General features: G+C 58.0%; 14 protein-coding genes and 1 pseudogene. 14 read left to right on the top strand and 1 reads right to left on the bottom strand.

Annotated elements, in window-relative coordinates; all coding sequences use genetic code 11:
- Window positions 1-47: 47 nt before the first annotated feature.
- From thrS to ACP8J1_RS06645, 6 genes are read left to right on the top strand one after another with little or no spacing between them, the layout of a single operon-like run.
- Window positions 48-2,111 (top strand): threonine--tRNA ligase, encoded by a 2,064-nt coding sequence (gene thrS, locus ACP8J1_RS06670; RefSeq protein ID WP_486696449.1) that lies wholly within the window; start codon window positions 48-50, stop codon window positions 2,109-2,111.
- Complete coding sequence (locus ACP8J1_RS06665; RefSeq protein ID WP_023021423.1) at window positions 2,098-2,697, top strand: HIT family protein; 600 nt, start codon at window positions 2,098-2,100, stop codon at window positions 2,695-2,697. Before thrS ends, ACP8J1_RS06665 begins: the two co-directional genes overlap by 14 nt.
- Window positions 2,690-3,295: a phosphatidylinositol phosphate synthase gene (gene pgsA, locus ACP8J1_RS06660; RefSeq protein WP_023021424.1), complete on the top strand. Its 606-nt coding sequence runs from the start codon at window positions 2,690-2,692 to the stop codon at window positions 3,293-3,295. Before ACP8J1_RS06665 ends, pgsA begins: the two co-directional genes overlap by 8 nt.
- Window positions 3,296-3,335: 40 nt before the next feature.
- Window positions 3,336-4,280, top strand: a complete 945-nt coding sequence (locus ACP8J1_RS06655) for a phosphatidylinositol mannoside acyltransferase (RefSeq protein ID WP_023021425.1) — start codon at window positions 3,336-3,338, stop codon at window positions 4,278-4,280.
- A complete protein-coding gene (locus ACP8J1_RS06650; RefSeq protein WP_023021426.1) occupies window positions 4,280-5,383 on the top strand; it encodes a glycosyltransferase family 4 protein in 1,104 nt (367 codons plus the stop codon). Before ACP8J1_RS06655 ends, ACP8J1_RS06650 begins: the two co-directional genes overlap by 1 nt.
- Window positions 5,383-5,844 carry a hypothetical protein gene (locus tag ACP8J1_RS06645; protein ID WP_023021427.1) on the top strand — a complete coding sequence of 154 codons (462 nt, stop codon included), beginning with the start codon at window positions 5,383-5,385 and terminating at the stop codon, window positions 5,842-5,844. Before ACP8J1_RS06650 ends, ACP8J1_RS06645 begins: the two co-directional genes overlap by 1 nt.
- Before the next feature lie 14 nt (window positions 5,845-5,858).
- Here the strand turns inward: ACP8J1_RS06645 and ACP8J1_RS06640 are convergent, their stop codons facing one another.
- Complete coding sequence (locus ACP8J1_RS06640; protein ID WP_232212594.1) at window positions 5,859-7,025, bottom strand: DUF2029 domain-containing protein; 1,167 nt, start codon at window positions 7,023-7,025, stop codon at window positions 5,859-5,861.
- Window positions 7,026-7,354: 329 nt separating this feature from the next.
- On the opposite strand from ACP8J1_RS06640, the gene ACP8J1_RS06635 reads away from it, so the two are divergent.
- The 8 genes and pseudogenes from ACP8J1_RS06635 (at window position 7,355) to secF (ending at window position 15,303) form a co-directional block, all read left to right on the top strand.
- Window positions 7,355-8,227 carry an acyl-CoA thioesterase gene (locus ACP8J1_RS06635; protein ID WP_023027862.1) on the top strand — a complete coding sequence of 291 codons (873 nt, stop codon included), beginning with the start codon at window positions 7,355-7,357 and terminating at the stop codon, window positions 8,225-8,227.
- Window positions 8,228-8,320: 93 nt separating this feature from the next.
- Window positions 8,321-9,063 (top strand): annotated as a pseudogene (locus tag ACP8J1_RS06630) (YebC/PmpR family DNA-binding transcriptional regulator).
- 188 nt (window positions 9,064-9,251) lie between these two features.
- Window positions 9,252-9,818: a crossover junction endodeoxyribonuclease RuvC gene (gene ruvC / locus ACP8J1_RS06625; protein ID WP_034655377.1), complete on the top strand. Its 567-nt coding sequence runs from the start codon at window positions 9,252-9,254 to the stop codon at window positions 9,816-9,818.
- A 33-nt stretch (window positions 9,819-9,851) separates the two neighbouring features.
- Window positions 9,852-10,469, top strand: a complete 618-nt coding sequence (ruvA, locus tag ACP8J1_RS06620) for a Holliday junction branch migration protein RuvA (protein WP_023021432.1) — start codon at window positions 9,852-9,854, stop codon at window positions 10,467-10,469.
- Between the two features lie 25 nt (window positions 10,470-10,494).
- Window positions 10,495-11,574 carry a Holliday junction branch migration DNA helicase RuvB gene (gene ruvB, locus ACP8J1_RS06615; RefSeq protein ID WP_023021433.1) on the top strand — a complete coding sequence of 360 codons (1,080 nt, stop codon included), beginning with the start codon at window positions 10,495-10,497 and terminating at the stop codon, window positions 11,572-11,574.
- Between the two features lie 73 nt (window positions 11,575-11,647).
- Window positions 11,648-11,974, top strand: a complete 327-nt coding sequence (gene yajC, locus ACP8J1_RS06610) for a preprotein translocase subunit YajC (protein WP_023021434.1) — start codon at window positions 11,648-11,650, stop codon at window positions 11,972-11,974.
- A 273-nt stretch (window positions 11,975-12,247) separates the two neighbouring features.
- Entirely contained in the window at window positions 12,248-14,140 is a 1,893-nt protein-coding gene (secD, locus tag ACP8J1_RS06605; RefSeq protein WP_051138332.1) for a protein translocase subunit SecD, read from the top strand.
- Between the two features lie 2 nt (window positions 14,141-14,142).
- Window positions 14,143-15,303, top strand: a complete 1,161-nt coding sequence (gene secF / locus ACP8J1_RS06600) for a protein translocase subunit SecF (RefSeq protein ID WP_023021436.1) — start codon at window positions 14,143-14,145, stop codon at window positions 15,301-15,303.
- The last annotated feature ends 2 nt before the right edge of the window (window positions 15,304-15,305 follow it).

The raw sequence follows: 15,305 nt of genomic DNA, 5'->3' as shown, positions 1-15,305 counted from the left end.
GCGGCCAGGTATGCCGCCGACGCACGAGCGCATAAAGGAGCGCGATTATGGCGGAACTCATTCCCGTAGTACCGGTCAATTACGATTCCTTCACCGTGCCCGCCGGCCAGGCCGTGGGCGCAGCAATGCGAGAGCTCAATCTTCCCAATAAGGGCCCTGAGGCTGTCGTAGTCGTTCGCGGTGAAGACGGCACTCTCTTTGATTTGTCGCACACCCCCGACACGGAATCCACCTTCACCCCGGTAGCCGCCTGCGAGGAAGACGGTCGCGCGGTAATCCGCCACTCCTGCGGCCACGTTATGGCGCAGGCCGTGCAGGCCGAATTCCCCGGCACCAAGCTGGGCATCGGCCCGGCCATTGAAAATGGCTTCTACTTCGATTTTCAAACCGCGGAGCCTTTCACCCCGGAAGATCTCAAGGCGATTGAAAAGCGCATGAAGAAGATCATTAAGGGAGGCCAGCGTTTTGAGCGCCACGTTTACGAATCCGCTGCAGAAGCGGAGCAGGCGCTTGCCGGAGAACCCTTCAAGCTCGAGCTGGTCCAGGACAAGGGCAACGTTGACCCTGACTCCGATGAGGCCGCCGAGGTTGGTTCCGGCGATCTGACCCACTATGACAACATCAACCCGCGCACCGGGGAAGTAGAGTGGTTCGACCTCTGCCGCGGACCGCACGTTCCAACCACCAAGTACATCCCGGCCTTCACGCTAACCCGCTCTTCTGCTGCATACTGGCGCGGAGACCAGTCTAAGGCTGGCCTGCAGCGCATTTACGGCACCGCTTTTGAGTCCAAGGAGGCCCTGGAGGCCTACCAGACCATGGTGGAAGAGGCTGAAAAGCGCGACCATCGCCGCTTGGGCCAAGAACTTGACCTCTTCTCCTTCCCAGATGAGATTGGGTCCGGTTTCCCGGTATTCCACCCGAATGGCGCTACCGTGCGCATGGAGATGGAAAACCACTCTCGCAACCGCCACGTCCAGGCCGGCTATTCTTTTGTCAACACCCCGCATATCACCAAGGGCGATCTTTTCAAGAAGTCGGGCCACCTGGACTTCTACGCTGATGGCATGTTCCCGCCAATGCAGCTCGATGGCGAGTATGACGAAGAGGGCAATACCGTCAAGGAGCCGCAGGACTACTACGCCAAGCCCATGAACTGCCCGATGCACAACCTGATTTTTGCATCCCGTGGCCGTTCCTACCGCGAGTTGCCGCTGCGCCTCTTTGAGTTCGGCACCGTCTACCGCTACGAAAAGTCGGGCGTGGTCCACGGTCTCACCCGTGCCCGCGGCTTTACCCAGGACGACGCGCACATTTACTGCACTGAAGAACAGCTGGAAGAAGAACTCACCAAGGTCCTGGACTTCATCATCTCCCTGCTGAAGGACTATGGCCTGTCTGATTTCTACCTGGAGCTTTCCACCAAGGATCCGAATAAGTTCGTCGGTTCCGACGAGATTTGGGAGCGCTCGACTTCCATCTTGCAGTCGGTCGCGGAAAAGTCTGGCTTGGAGCTGGTACCGGACCCAGCAGGCGCAGCTTTCTACGGTCCAAAGATTTCGGTCCAGGCCCGCGATGCCATTGGCCGTACCTGGCAGATGTCTACCGTGCAATTGGACTTCAACTTGCCCGAGCGCTTCGAGCTGGAATACACCGCTTCGGACGGAACAAAGAAGCGCCCGATCATGATTCACCGTGCGCTCTTTGGCTCCATTGAACGTTTCTTTGGTGTGCTGCTGGAGCACTACGCTGGCGCATTCCCAGCTTGGCTGGCTCCGCACCAGGTGGTGGGCATCCCGGTGGCCGATGAATTCTCCCCGCACCTTGAAGAAGTTGCCGCACAGCTGCGCCAGAAGGGAATCCGCGCCGATGTGGATACCTCCGATGACCGCATGCAGAAAAAGATTCGCAATCACACCACCGGAAAGGTCCCATTCATGCTGGTCGCCGGTGCTCGCGATGTGGAAGCCGGCGCCGTGTCCTTCCGCTTCCTAGATGGCACCCAGGTCAATGGTGTGCCGGTGAATGAGGCTGTGGAGCTCATCACTGCGTGGGTCGCAGAACGCAATAACGAGCAGCCGACTGAAGAGCTCATCAGTGCCCGACGCTAAAAAGACGCGCGAGACCAAAAGCTCCGCCGCTTTCGACAATGGAGCGGCGGAGGGGACCTTCGTTGACTCAGGCGCGGGCGAACCGGACCGTCTAGAGCGGCTGTGGGCACCTTATCGCATGGCTTATATAGCCAAGCGCTCTGAGGACCCCTTCGTTGCCGCCCCGCAGGGTAGCGACGAAGACGGGCTCATCATCGCCCGTGGCAAGAGTGTTTATGCATTGCTAAACCTCTTTCCGTACAACGCTGGACACCTCATGGTGGTGCCGTACCGTAAAGAATCTCAGCTTGAGAACCTAACGCAAGAGGAATCTCAAGAGCTGATGGAGTTTGCGCAAAAGGCTATCCGGGTACTCAAACGCGTCTCTCACCCCGAGGCCATTAACGTAGGTTTGAACTTGGGGCGCTCTTCAGGAGGCTCCGTGGGAGATCACCTGCACCTGCATGTGGTGCCAAGGTGGCCTGGGGATAGTAACTTTATGACTGTCCTCGATGGGACTAAGGTATTACCGCAGCTTCTGCAGGATACACGCCGCGTGCTGGCAGAAGGTTGGCGCGAGATGGAAGAGGAGGATTCGCGTGCTTAGCGTGCATGGGCGAAAGCCCGCCGCCGTGGTGGTGGAACCTATAGCGAAGGCCTTTTTAAAGCTGGGCCTGACCCCGAATGTGGTGACTATTGTGGGAACCATTGTCACCATTGCTATTTCGGTGATCCTCATTCCTACCGGTCACCTGTTTTCCGCTGCCGTATTATCCGGCCTCTTTGCTGCCTTTGACATGCTCGACGGCACCATGGCGCGTCTGACTGGCAAAGCCACCGCCTTTGGCGCGACCTTGGATGCTTCCTGCGATCGAATCACCGATGGTGCCTTGTTTAGCGCTATTGCGTGGTGGCTGATTTATTCCGCGGATTCTTCCCGCATTACGGTCATCGCTTGCTTTGTCACCTTGGTATGTTCTCAGGTCATTTCCTATATCAAGGCTAGGGGAGAGGCGTCTGGATTCAAGATGGTCGGCGGCCTCATCGAGCGCCCTGAGCGGCTTCTCTTGGGCTTGGGCGGCATTGGCCTTGAGGGCCTTGGCGTTCCGCATGCTATCGAGGTAGCGCTGTGGATCCTTGCCGTTGGCTCCATCTTTACCGTGTGCCAGCGCATGGTCATCGCTGCCCGCCAGGAGCAGCACTAGCTCGCTGAGCACCACCGAAAAACCAGGAGGTTTTAACACCATGTGGGATAAAGAAGACCTCTCCGCGGCGGGCTACCTCGCGGGGTGGAAGGTGGTGCGTCGGCTGCCTGAGCCCATTGCGCGCACGCTGTTTCGGTGGGGCGCAGATTTTGCCAGCAGCAATGGCCGCGGAATGGAAGGCTTGCGCCGCAACCTTGCCCGGGTGGTGGGGCCGGAAAACGTTACCCGCGCGCTGGTACGCGATTCCGTTCGCTCCTATATGCGCTATTGGATGGAGGCCTTCCGCCTGCCGGCTATGCACGGCGATGCCAGCCTGCACGAGCGCTTGCTCAGCGGCTTGGAAGGTCTCGAGCATTTTGATGCTTCCGCTCAATCCGGACGCGGCACTATTTTGGCCCTCCCACATTCGGGTAATTGGGATATGGCGGGTGTCTTCCTCGTGGGCCACTATGGCCAGTTCACCACTGTCGCAGAGCGCTTGAAGCCCGCAGTGCTTTTCGACGCCTTTGTGGACTACCGCGAAACCCTCGGTTTTGAGGTCCTTCCCCTCACCGGAGGCGAAGCCTCGCCTTTTGCTCGCCTCAAAGAAGTATTAGAAGCTGGCGGCGTGGTGTGCCTGCTGGCCGAGCGTGACCTGACTCGAAGTGGTGTGAGCGTAGATTTCATGGGGGAGGAGGCCAATATGGCCGCCGGACCCGCCCGCCTTGCGCTGGAGACTGGTGCCGCCCTCCATGTGGTGCACTCATGGTTTAAGGGAGAGGGCTGGGGCCTATCGGTGTCTCCGGAACTTGAGGTAACAAACGTACAAGAGACTACGCAACGCATGGCCGATGGCTTCGCTGCCAATATTCGCCGGCATCCGGAGGATTGGCATATGCTGCAGCCGCAGTGGAATGTCGATATTGAGAGGCGTCGGCAAGCGCGCGCCGCGCACAAGGCCCGTGATAGCCGCCACGCTGGTGCACGGCAGGAAGGCGAGAAATAATGCGGATCGGCATCGTGTGCCCCTACTCCTTTGATGAACCGGGCGGAGTTCAAGCCCATATCCTTGATCTAGCCACTGTATATATAGAGCAAGGGCACTATGTTCAAGTCATCGGCCCCGCTTCTGACTCCACGCCGCTGCCTGATTTTGTGGTCAAGGGAGGCCCGGCTTTTCCCATTGCTTATAACGGTTCGGTGGCCCGCCTGTCCGTCGGACCTCAGGTAACGCGCAAGGTCAAACGCTTTATCAAAGATGGCGACTTTGATGTTTTGCACATCCATGAGCCCAATTCCCCGAGCTTTTCCATGACCGCGCTGGCCGTAGCGCAGGGACCGTTGGTGGCCACGTATCACGCCTCCGCGTCGAGCTCGCTGGTCTTGACCCTTGCCAAGCCTTTCCTCGCGCCTTTTTTGGAAAAGATCCGCGGCGGTATCGCGGTTTCAGATATGGCGCGCCGCTGGCAGGTGGAGCAATTGGGCGGAGACCCAGTCCTCATTCCCAACGGCGTGGATACATCGGTATACGCGCAGGCACGGCGCCGCAGCCCAGCCAAGGCCCCCGGAGATCCTTTAGAAGTAGTCTTCTTAGGCAGGCTCGACGAGCCGCGCAAGGGGCTGGATATCCTGCTTCGTGCGCTCCGCCAGATAGACCACCCCCTCCGCGTTACCATCATGGGTGGCGGCCGTGCTCGCGAGGTAGAAGGCGTAGATTTTGTCGGCCGAGTCAGCGATGCCGAAAAGGCCGAGATCCTCGGCCGCGCCGATGTATACGTGGCCCCAAATACCGGGGGCGAAAGTTTCGGCATTGTGTTAGTAGAGGCCATGGCGGCCGGCGCGGCAGTAGTTGCTTCTGACCTTGAAGCCTTCCGCGCGGTGTGCAACGCCGATTCTGATGAGCCTGCCGGCGCACTCTTCCGCAATGAGGATAGTGAAGATCTGGTGCGCGTCTTAAGTGAGGTGCTTGATGATGCCGAGTACCGGGTTCGGCTGACACGCAATGGCGTCGAGCGTGCCAGCACGTATGACTGGGACCATGTGGCAGCAGCTGTTATGCAGGTCTATGAAACCGTCCAGGACGGAACCAAGGTGAGGGTGAAGCGCTAATGGCCATTGAAATTGCGCTAGTCCTCTTTCTGCTCATCATCGTGGGCTCCTGGGCGCTTTTTACCGCTCAGCGGCTCAACTCACTGCACATTCGCACCGATGCCTCGCTGGCACAGCTACAGGCGGCCCTAGACCGCAGGGCAGCGGTCACAGCGGCAGTAGCACCAGGGCTGGCGGCCCTGGCCCAAAGAGCCGAATCCACCGAACTCTACCAAGGCCACTTCGAACCGCGCACGCTGGCCGAGCGGGAGCTTTCTGCCGCCATTGTGCAAGAGTTTCCCGCAGAGCGCCGCCCCGCCGCGCTTGCCGACGCCGAAGGGCGAATCCAGCTCGCCCACCGCTTTTATAACGAAGCGGTCAGCGATACTCGCGCTTTGCGTCTGCGCCCTGCGGTGCGGCTTTTCCATCTGGGCGGCACCGCAAAGCTGCCGGAATACTTTGACTACATGCTGGCTGAGTAGCCTGCTGAGCGGTTTTATGACCGAAGCGAGTGCCGGCCGCCTCGGCGGCGTAAAACCGGCTGTGCCAGGGCGCTTGGCGCGTGTGGCTGGTGAATTCCTGGGCGTTCCAGTTTTCCAGCCAGCGCCACCTCGAGCGCAAACCATATAAGCCCAATGATGGCCATAACCACGATGAGAATATTGCGGGCCACCAAGAGATAAACGGGGAACATATTCTCGCCCACGTAATGCCAGATGTAGTCGTAGTTAAACGGATAGACCAAAGTACCCAGCGCAGCGGCGATAATGGCGCAGACCGCTAGCAGGCGCTGGACTACCCGCAAGGTAGTAAACCCTTGTGGAAGTCGCTGGCGGATCACCACTGCAAGCAGCGGGCCGAGCCAGACGATGTATTGCGGGGAGAAAACCTTATTGGTCGCGATAAGGAGCAAGACCATAACGCTAAAGAACGCCATGGTGGTGCGCGTAGTCCATCCGCCGGCACACAGCCGGTAGAGCGCCCATCCCACCGCAAACACCAGGATGATAATGATCGCTATGGTGCTCCACCTGATGGCGGTATCCACGCCGGGCCCGGAGATCTCAAAGCTCTTGGAAGCGGCGTAGCCCAAATCCCAGCGGCCGGGGTGGCGATGCGCTTGCAGCAACAGGAAGGTCGCCGGGATGGACTCCAACTGGAGACCGCGCACGCCCTGGTAGTTTAAAGGTGAAAGTAAGCGTTCGGTGCCACAGGTGGCAACCGTTATGGCGCAGACTGCAATGATGGTGCAGAAGAAGACGAGCAGGCGTTGCCAGGTCGCAGACCTATTGAAGCGGCCCACTAAGCCTGCGGCGAGCACTCCGGGCCAAAGCTTCATGGTGGTGGCAAAGCCCAGTAACGCCGAGGCAATAAGGGGATGGGTAGCCAGAAGGGCGGCTGCTCCGGCGACGGCTAGGGCGGGGAAAATATCGAGGCGCCACACAAAGGCATGGCCGGCCGCGGTGCCGAAGAAAACCCAGAACCAAGCGGCCCAAAAAGCGCGCGGTTGGGTGGGATGGTGGCGCAGCAGCAGGGCTAAAAACGCGGCGTCGACAAGCAGCGTCATGATGGTAAAGCCGATATAGAAAGCGGTGATATTTTCACCGGTGAGCCACCCCAAAAGCACCGTAGGCCACGTGCCTGCATGAGGGTACTCGGTCATTTGAGTTGGGTCGTCGCCGTAGATACCCGCAAAATAATATGCGACATCGCCCCTGGGACTGTGGTCAATCTTGAGTAGATATACAAGGCACAGGCGGGCGATAACCCACCCAATCCAAACTGCAGGAACAGAAGCGAGGCGTTTCACCCAAAAGACTTTATTCAAAGAGCGCTCACTTCGGTGGCGGACATAGTTTCTTCTAGAAAATTCTTCCACTTATGCCAAAAAATGGGGGAGAGATAATGAGAAAAGGAATCGGCGGCTCGACCTTTTAGTAGTGTGGACGACAATTGCTAGCGGTAGTGATTTAGGACATTGGGAGTGTGGAGATGGCGGCCATCCGCGAGATTTTGAACATAGAGGAAACGGGAGCGGACGATGTCTTTAGTGGCCCGGCGGTGGAGTCGCGGATTGAGCGTACTTTCGGCGGACATATTGCTGGCCAAGCAGTGGCTGCGGCCCAACGCACCGTTTCCGGGAAAGAGGTCCACTCCCTGCACGGCTATTTTGTGGGGCCTGGTGACGCGAGCCGGCCGATTGAGTTGCGGGTCGAGCGCATTCGGGACGGTAGATCCTTTGCCAACCGGCAGGTACGCGCCTACCAAGGGGGCACGCTACTTTTCTCTGCCATGGCGAGCTTCCACCGCAACGGGGACTGCGGACCGCAGCACCAAGATCCCATGCCGGAGGTACCTGGGCCCGAAGAAACAGCTCGTTCCGGTGGCGGTGCGCCTTACTCCACCCGCATCATCCTCAAAGAGTGGGAGGAATGGGATATCCGCTTGGTACCAGAGGAAGGCCGAGCCCCTGTGGCAGCGGAACGCACCGGTGCAGGATTTCGTCATATCTGGTTTCGCAATACCGGTGAGCTTCCGCAGGATCCGGCTTTCCACCGCGCCGCGCTGACCTACATGTCGGATATGACTCTCATCCGCTCCGCGCTCCTTCCGCATCAGGGAGAGAAAGTGCAGTTGGCCAGCCTCGACCATGCCATTTGGTTCCTGCGTCCTATTCGCGTGGATGAATGGCTCTTATATGAGCAAGTATCACCCTCAGCATTTCAAGGAACGGCAATTGCGCGCGGCAAGCTCTTTACGGAGGAGGGCGAATTGGTGGCGTTGGTCAATCAAGAGGGCCTCACGCGCTTCTTGGATGAAAAGCTGGGCAGCGGCTCCGCCCATGGCAATTGGCACAACGTGTAAATATGCCCCGCTTATAAGGGGGTCGCTTTCACGCATTCATGCAGCACACGTATAATTGCCACCAGTTTCAGCACCCGATTAGAAAGGGACTACATGTCAGGCCACTCGAAATGGGCAACTACCAAGCATAAGAAGGCTGCCAACGATGCAAAGCGTGGCAAGGAATTTGCCAAGCTGATCAAGAATATCGAAGTGGCGGCCCGCACCGGCGGTGGTGACCCAGCGGCTAACCCAACCCTTGATGACATGATCAAGAAGGCCAAGAAGGCCTCCGTCCCCAATGACAATATTGAGCGTGCTCGCAAGCGTGGATCCGGTGAGGAAGCCGGCGGCGCCGACTGGGAAACCATCATGTACGAAGGCTATGGCCCCAACGGCGTGGCCATGCTCATTGAGTGCCTTACGGATAACCGCAACCGTGCGGCGACCGACGTGCGTACCGCTATGTCTAAAAACGGCGGCAACTTGGGCGAATCCGGCTCCGTGGCCTATATGTTCACCCGTACCGGCTACGTCCTAATAGAAAAGGGCGAGCTGACGGAAGACGATGTTTTGATGGCCGTGCTAGAAGCTGGCGCGGAAGAGGTAAAGGACCAGGGCGAGAAGTTCGAAATCGTCTGCGCTCCGACGGATGTGCAGGCCGTTAAGGACGCGCTCAAGGAAGCCGATATTGAGGTCGATGACTCTGATAATGACTTCCGCGCTTCTGTTGAGGTGCCGCTTGATGCCAATGATGCCAAGAAGATTTTCCGCCTCATTGATGCTATGACGTGCAAAACGTCTACACCAACATGGACCTGTCCGATGAGGTACTAGCCGAGTTGAACGAGGGTTAATCACCTCTTCGCCGCAAGAGCGGCGGCTATGTAGCGCCGGGAGCGCTCCGCGAGAATTGCTCGCCGGAGGCGCTGCCGGCGCTTCGCTATGGTGGGGTGGACTACTACGTTTGTAGAACACCTGTGTGTAGTCCATAATGGGGGCAGTAGGCGGTGCGATAAGGCGCTGACATGACAATGGGGGAGAGATGAACCTAGAAGGAATGCGCGTAATGGGGATTGACCCAGGCTTGACGCGTTGCGGACTTTCCGTGGTTCAAGCTGGTCGCGGCCGAGCAATTCTCCCGGTTTCTGTAGGTGTGGTTCGTACCCCTAGCGATAAAGACTTAACGGAGCGCCTCCTGCGTCTTTCAGTGGCAGCGAAAGAATGGATGGATGACTATACGCCGGATGTGGTAGCGATCGAGCGAGTCTTCGAACGCGGCCAGGTCTCCACGGTCATGCAAACTGCCCACGTGGTAGGGGTGTTGGTGCTGGCTGCAGCTGAGCGCGATATTCCGGTGTATATGTACACCCCATCCGAGGTGAAAAAGGCAATCTCTGGAAATGGACGCGCCGATAAAAAGCAGATGACCGCTATGATCACCCGTATTCTGGGGTTGACGGAGCCGCCCAAGCCTGCCGACGCCGCCGATGCACTCGCCTTGGCGGTGTGTCATTGCTGGCGCGCCCCTGCCATTGCGCGGATGGACCAGAATGGTCTTGGGCTTGGAGCCAAGACAAGTGGCGTGCGCGGACAAGCTAAGAAGCGGTAGAGAAATTTACTGAGAGAAAAGGATAGGAAGCCAATGATTGCTGCACTGCGTGGAGAGGTAATCCATATTGGACTCGACCATGGGGTCATCGATTGTGCAGGCGTGGGATACAAGTTCTTGGCCACCCCAAAAACGCTGGGCACTTTGCGCCGCGGGGAAGCAGCTACGGTTCTCACCAACTTGGTGGTCAAGGAAGACTCCCTGACTCTTTATGGCTTTAGCGCTGATGAGGACCGCGAGATGTTCCAAGTTCTGCAATCCGTGTCGGGGCTCGGACCAAAGCTTGCTTTGGCGGCGCTTTCGGTCATGGGCGCAGGGGAGCTCGCAGCTGCAATTGGTGCGGAAGACGTGAAGGCGCTGCAATCTATCCCGGGCGTCGGTAAGCGTATGGCTCAGCGCTTGGCATTGGAGCTGAAAGATAAGGTGGCGGCCTTTGCGCCAAGCGAGCCCTCTACTGCAGGTGCCAGCGATACCGCCGTCGCGCCAGCCGGCGGGGCCGTGGTAGAAAGCGTGACGGAAGCGCTCATTGGTCTTGGGTTTACTGATAAGGGAGCGCGGCCTGTGGTGGAAGCGGCATACGCGGAGAACCCTGATGCCGATACGTCTTCCCTCTTGCGTGCGGCTCTAGCGCAGCTGGGCAAGAAAAAGTAACGGCAGGCAGGAAGGCTGAACAATCATGTCCGATATTGAGCGCACCGAATTTAACCTCCCCGACGGCATCGACGCGGCGCATTATTCGCAGCGCAATAGCGACGTCGAAGCGACCGCACACTCCGAGGAACATGATATTGAGCGGTCATTGCGCCCGAAGTCGCTAGATGAGTTTATAGGCCAGCCCAAGGTGCGCGAGCAGCTTTCCTTGGTGCTCAAAGGCGCTAAGAATCGTGGAGTTACGCCGGACCACGTTCTGCTCTCTGGCCCGCCTGGCCTGGGTAAGACCACCATGGCGATGATTATTTCCCAGGAGTTGGGGACCTCGCTGCGTATGACTTCGGGGCCTGCCTTAGAGCGCGCCGGCGATTTGGCCGCCATGCTTTCAAATCTGATGGAAGGCGACGTGCTTTTCATCGATGAGATCCACCGCATTGCCCGGCCAGCAGAAGAAATGCTGTATATGGCGATGGAAGATTTCCGTATTGACGTCATCGTAGGCAAGGGGCCTGGTGCTACCTCCATTCCGCTGGAAATCCCGCCTTTTACCCTGGTAGGGGCTACAACCCGCGCCGGCATGCTTACTGGCCCCCTGCGTGATCGATTCGGCTTTACTGCGCAAATGGAGTACTACGACACGGCTGACTTAACTCAGGTGATTAAGCGTGCGGCGCACATCTTAGACGTAGATATTGACCATGATGCAGCGGTAGAAATTGGTTCTCGTTCGCGTGGCACCCCGCGTATTGCTAACCGTCTGTTGCGCCGCGTTCGCGACTATGCCGAGGTCAACGGCTCGGGTCTGATTGATCTTAGTGCGGCCCAGGGGGCGCTCGAGGTCTTCGACGTGGATGAAATGGGCCTCGATCGCTTGGACCGGGCGGTACTCGATGCCTTAATTAAGGGGCACGGCGGCGGACCGGTCGGCGTGAGCACCCTTGCCATTGCGGTGGGCGAGGAGCCCTCGACGGTGGAGGAGGTGTGTGAGCCCTACCTGGTGCGTGCGGGAATGATTGCGCGGACAGGACGCGGCCGCGTAGCTACCGCCGCCGCGTGGCGGCACTTGGGGCTAACTCCTCCTGAGGGGGCAGCCGGCCTGTTTTAATTCCAGGCGCCAGCCTGCTTGGTCAAGCACTCTGGGTTTTTGTGTTCACTTCCGTCTGGCACACTAGGGAGCTATGGAAATCATCATTCTCATCATTATTGGCATCCTGTTCGTCATCCCCTCCTTCATGGCCATGCGAAAGCAGCGCCAGCGCCAAAATGATATGCAGGCCCTACAAAACTCCCTCAAGCCGGGCGATTCCATCGTTACCGCGGGCGGTGTACACGGCGTGGTGCGTAACACCAGTGACAAGGATGTGGATCTAGAAATTGCCCCAGGAGTGGTGGTTACTTTTGACAAGATGGCCGTGATTCGCACCGAGCAGGAGGCCAATAAGCTCGAGCGCCCTGCGGCTGCTGGGGAAGCACAAGGCGATACGGAAGATAACCTGCCTGATTAGAATGTCCCTCCGTTCGGCGGCGAGGGGAAGAACTAACCCCGTCTTTCCTGAGAGTTATCTTAACGTTTGCTAGGTGGTGGGAACTTTGTGGAGCGTAGACCCCATCACACTTTGGGCCTTATCTGGCCCTCGTTAAGGAAAATTCCGTCTCATGACGTACGATTGTGCGTTGTTGACGTGCCTGCGCCATCCGGTCGGGCCGTATTTATTGTCTAAGCACCCTGTTATAAGCAGCACAGGAGATTATCGTTGTCCGCATCACCCCGTCGCGCTATGAAAAATAGCCAACGCCAATGGCCGAAGCGCGCTATCGCGTTATTCGTCCTCATTGTGGTTGTTATCTATGCGCTTATCTTTCTTACTGGTAGCCGTCAAAGCACGCCGAAGCTCGGCATTGACCTGCAGGGCGGTACTCGCGTAACGCTTGCTCCGCAAGGCGAGGAACCCACTCAGGACCAGCTCAAACAAGCACGCACCATCTTGGAACAGCGTGTCAATGGTATGGGCGTTTCTGGCTCTGAGGTTGTCATTAACGGCAATACCCTGGTTATTACCGTGCCAGGAGAGGACGCTTCCCAAGCACAGGCCGTAGGTAAGACCTCGCAGCTCTTCTTCCGCCCAGTGGCTAAGCCATCCATGCCGGATATGGGCAAGCTCAATAAGGAGCTAGAAGACATGGCCAACCGCTGGGTAAAGTATGGCGTGCTAAGCGCAGACGAAGCGAACAAGCAGATGGATCAAGGCGTCAAGGCCATCTCTGCGCAGGAAGCGCAGATGACCGGACAGAAGCCAAAGGAGAAGAAGGCTCCAAAGGTCAGCGCTAAGCCCCTGGATGAGCCAAGCAACTCCATTGAGCAGTCGAAGCGCCGTGATGAAATCACGGAGATGTTGCTCAAGGACCGCCAGTCCGAGGATCCGACGACCCAAGCCGCAGCTTCGATGCTGATGACCTGTCAGGGCGATACCGATCCGCTGGCTGGCGCGGACGATCCGGCTAAGCCATTTGTTACCTGTGATTATTCCAAGGGCAACCCGTACGTCCTCGAGCCCGCGCCACTTCTTAACGGCATCAAGGATGAAAATGGCACCCGCCTAACCGGCAATGAGATCAATACCAATGGTCCTATCGAAGGCGGTATGAACAACAAAACCGGCCAAATGGAGATCAACTTCTCTTTCAAGACCGGAGATGGACCAAACGGTTCCCAGACGTGGGCGGACCTCACCAAGGAACACCTCAACGACCAAGTCGCCATTACCCTTGACTCCGCAGTTATCTCTGCACCGGTGATCCAGGGCGCAACTCCAGTTGGGTCCGCAACCTCTATTACTGGTGATTTCAGCCAGGAGGAAGCACAGAACCTGGCCAATAACTTGAAGTATGGCGCACTGCCGCTGTCCTTCGCCGGTGAAAATGGCGAGCCGGGCGGTACCATTGAGTCCATTCCGCCGACACTGGGTAAGGCCGCCCTGCAGGCCGGCCTTATCGCGGGCCTAGTCGGCTTGGTACTCGTGATGGCTTATTCGCTGTATTACTTCCGCGCACTGGCCGGCGTCTCCCTCGTCTTCCTCATTTCTTCTGGCCTGTTGACCTATGGTGCTTTGGTGCTGCTGGGTCGTTGGATCGGCTACTCACTGGATCTCTCCGGTATTGCCGGTCTGGTCATCGGTGTGGGTGCAACGGCTGACTCCTTCGTGGTCTACTACGAACGCATCAAGGATGAGCTGCTAGAGGGACGCACTTTCCGCTCCGCTACGCAAAAGGCGTGGGAGCGTGCTCGTGCGACCATCGTGACCGGTAACGCGGTGACCCTCATCGGCTCCGTAGTGGTCTACTTCCTCGCCATCGGTGAGGTTAAGGGCTTCGCCTTTACCATGGGCCTGACCACGGTCTTCGACCTTGTCGTATCCTTCTTGGTTATGGCACCACTGATGCAGTTGGTGGGCCGCCGTCCAGCTGCAGCCAAGCCTTCGATGAACGGCCTTGGCGGTATCTACGCCTTGGTGGAAGAGCGTCGTGAACGCGGCTATTTCGGCTCGGGGCATCGCAAAGCAGGCTCCACTAAAACCTCCGCAACCAAGGAGGCAGCCACCACAGAAACGGCAGCACATACTGCCGCAGGAACCGCACGTCCCGTTGATGCTGCGGAAGATGAGGAGAAATAAGCATGGCTGTTTCGACTAAGCACAAGATTTCCCGAATGGACCGCCTCTACGAGGATGAGCGCGGTTATGACTTCATTGGCCGCACCAAGCTGTGGTACGGCATCACCGCCGCGCTGATCGTGGCGGCCGTGGCCGCAATCCTAATTCGCGGCTTCAGCCTCTCGATTGACTTCGAAGGCGGCACTACGCTGTCCATGCCGGCAGGGGACCTTAAGGAAGAAGAAGTAGGACGCGTCTTTGAAGATTCCAGCGGCGTAGAACCCGAGCAGGTACATATCGTAGGCTCCGGCAACTCCGAGACCTTGGAGATTGTCTCCGAACGCCTCAGCCAAGAAGAGGTGAATGCGGCTCGTACCGCTATCTACGAGGACTTTAAGCCGAAGGATGAAGAAGGTAAGGCCACCCCGGATGCCATCGGTTCGTCCACGGTATCTGAGTCTTGGGGTTCTGCCATTACCCAGCGCATGCTTATCGCCATGCTGGTCTTCTTGGTAGCTGCCACCGTTTATGTGGCCATTCGCTTGCAGAAGAACATGGCTTTTGCCGCTATCATCGCCCTGATTGCAGACGGCGTGATTATTGCCGGCATTTATGCGCTCTTCGGATTCCAGGTTTCCCCTGCTGTCATTATCGGTCTGCTTACCGTCCTGACCTTCTCCATGTATGACTCGGTCATCGTCTTTGACAAGATCAACGAGAACACGGAAGGCCTGGAGGGACAGCGCAAGAAGACCTTTGCTGAGCTGACGAACCTGGCGATTAACCAGACGGTCATGCGCTCGATTTCTACCTCGGTGATTTCTGCGCTGCCGATTATCGCGCTCTTCGTGGTGGCCGTGTGGCTCATGGGCATTGGTACCCTGCGCGATTTGGCACTCATCCAGCTCATCGGTGTGGTTGAGGGTATTTTCTCCTCCATCTTCTTCGCTACGCCATTGGTTGTCACCTTCGCCAATATGTCCAAGAAGACTAAGCGCCACAATAAGCGAGTAGCGGACTACCGTGCTGGTAAGGATGAGAAGGGTGCTGCAGAAGATGACGCACCCGCAGCGGGGCGCACCGTGGTTTCGCCAGTAAGTGCTCAGTCCACCCCGGCTGGCAATGAGGCCGAATCGGCGGAGTCCACCGGACACCCTGGCGCAACGTGGCGGCCAGGCAGGTAACT

It is taken from the genome of Corynebacterium sp. LaCa_205, assembly GCF_057458085.1.
The sequence above is the reverse complement of the archived record's forward strand: the minus strand, read 5'-3'. Positions and strand labels throughout refer to the sequence as shown.

Coding starts and splice junctions, on each gene's coding strand:
- ACP8J1_RS06655 (WP_023021425.1), top strand. CDS start 3,336: ATGTGGGATAAAGAAGACCTCTCCGCGGCGGGCTACCTCGCGGGGTGG.
- ACP8J1_RS06650 (WP_023021426.1), top strand. CDS start 4,280: ATGCGGATCGGCATCGTGTGCCCCTACTCCTTTGATGAACCGGGCGGA.
- secD (WP_051138332.1), top strand. CDS start 12,248: ATGAAAAATAGCCAACGCCAATGGCCGAAGCGCGCTATCGCGTTATTC.
- ruvC (WP_034655377.1), top strand. CDS start 9,252: ATGAACCTAGAAGGAATGCGCGTAATGGGGATTGACCCAGGCTTGACG.
- ACP8J1_RS06645 (WP_023021427.1), top strand. CDS start 5,383: ATGGCCATTGAAATTGCGCTAGTCCTCTTTCTGCTCATCATCGTGGGC.
- ruvB (WP_023021433.1), top strand. CDS start 10,495: ATGTCCGATATTGAGCGCACCGAATTTAACCTCCCCGACGGCATCGAC.
- secF (WP_023021436.1), top strand. CDS start 14,143: ATGGCTGTTTCGACTAAGCACAAGATTTCCCGAATGGACCGCCTCTAC.
- yajC (WP_023021434.1), top strand. CDS start 11,648: ATGGAAATCATCATTCTCATCATTATTGGCATCCTGTTCGTCATCCCC.
- ACP8J1_RS06635 (WP_023027862.1), top strand. CDS start 7,355: ATGGCGGCCATCCGCGAGATTTTGAACATAGAGGAAACGGGAGCGGAC.
- thrS (WP_486696449.1), top strand. CDS start 48: ATGGCGGAACTCATTCCCGTAGTACCGGTCAATTACGATTCCTTCACC.
- ruvA (WP_023021432.1), top strand. CDS start 9,852: ATGATTGCTGCACTGCGTGGAGAGGTAATCCATATTGGACTCGACCAT.
- ACP8J1_RS06640 (WP_232212594.1), bottom strand. CDS start 7,025: ATGACCGAGTACCCTCATGCAGGCACGTGGCCTACGGTGCTTTTGGGG.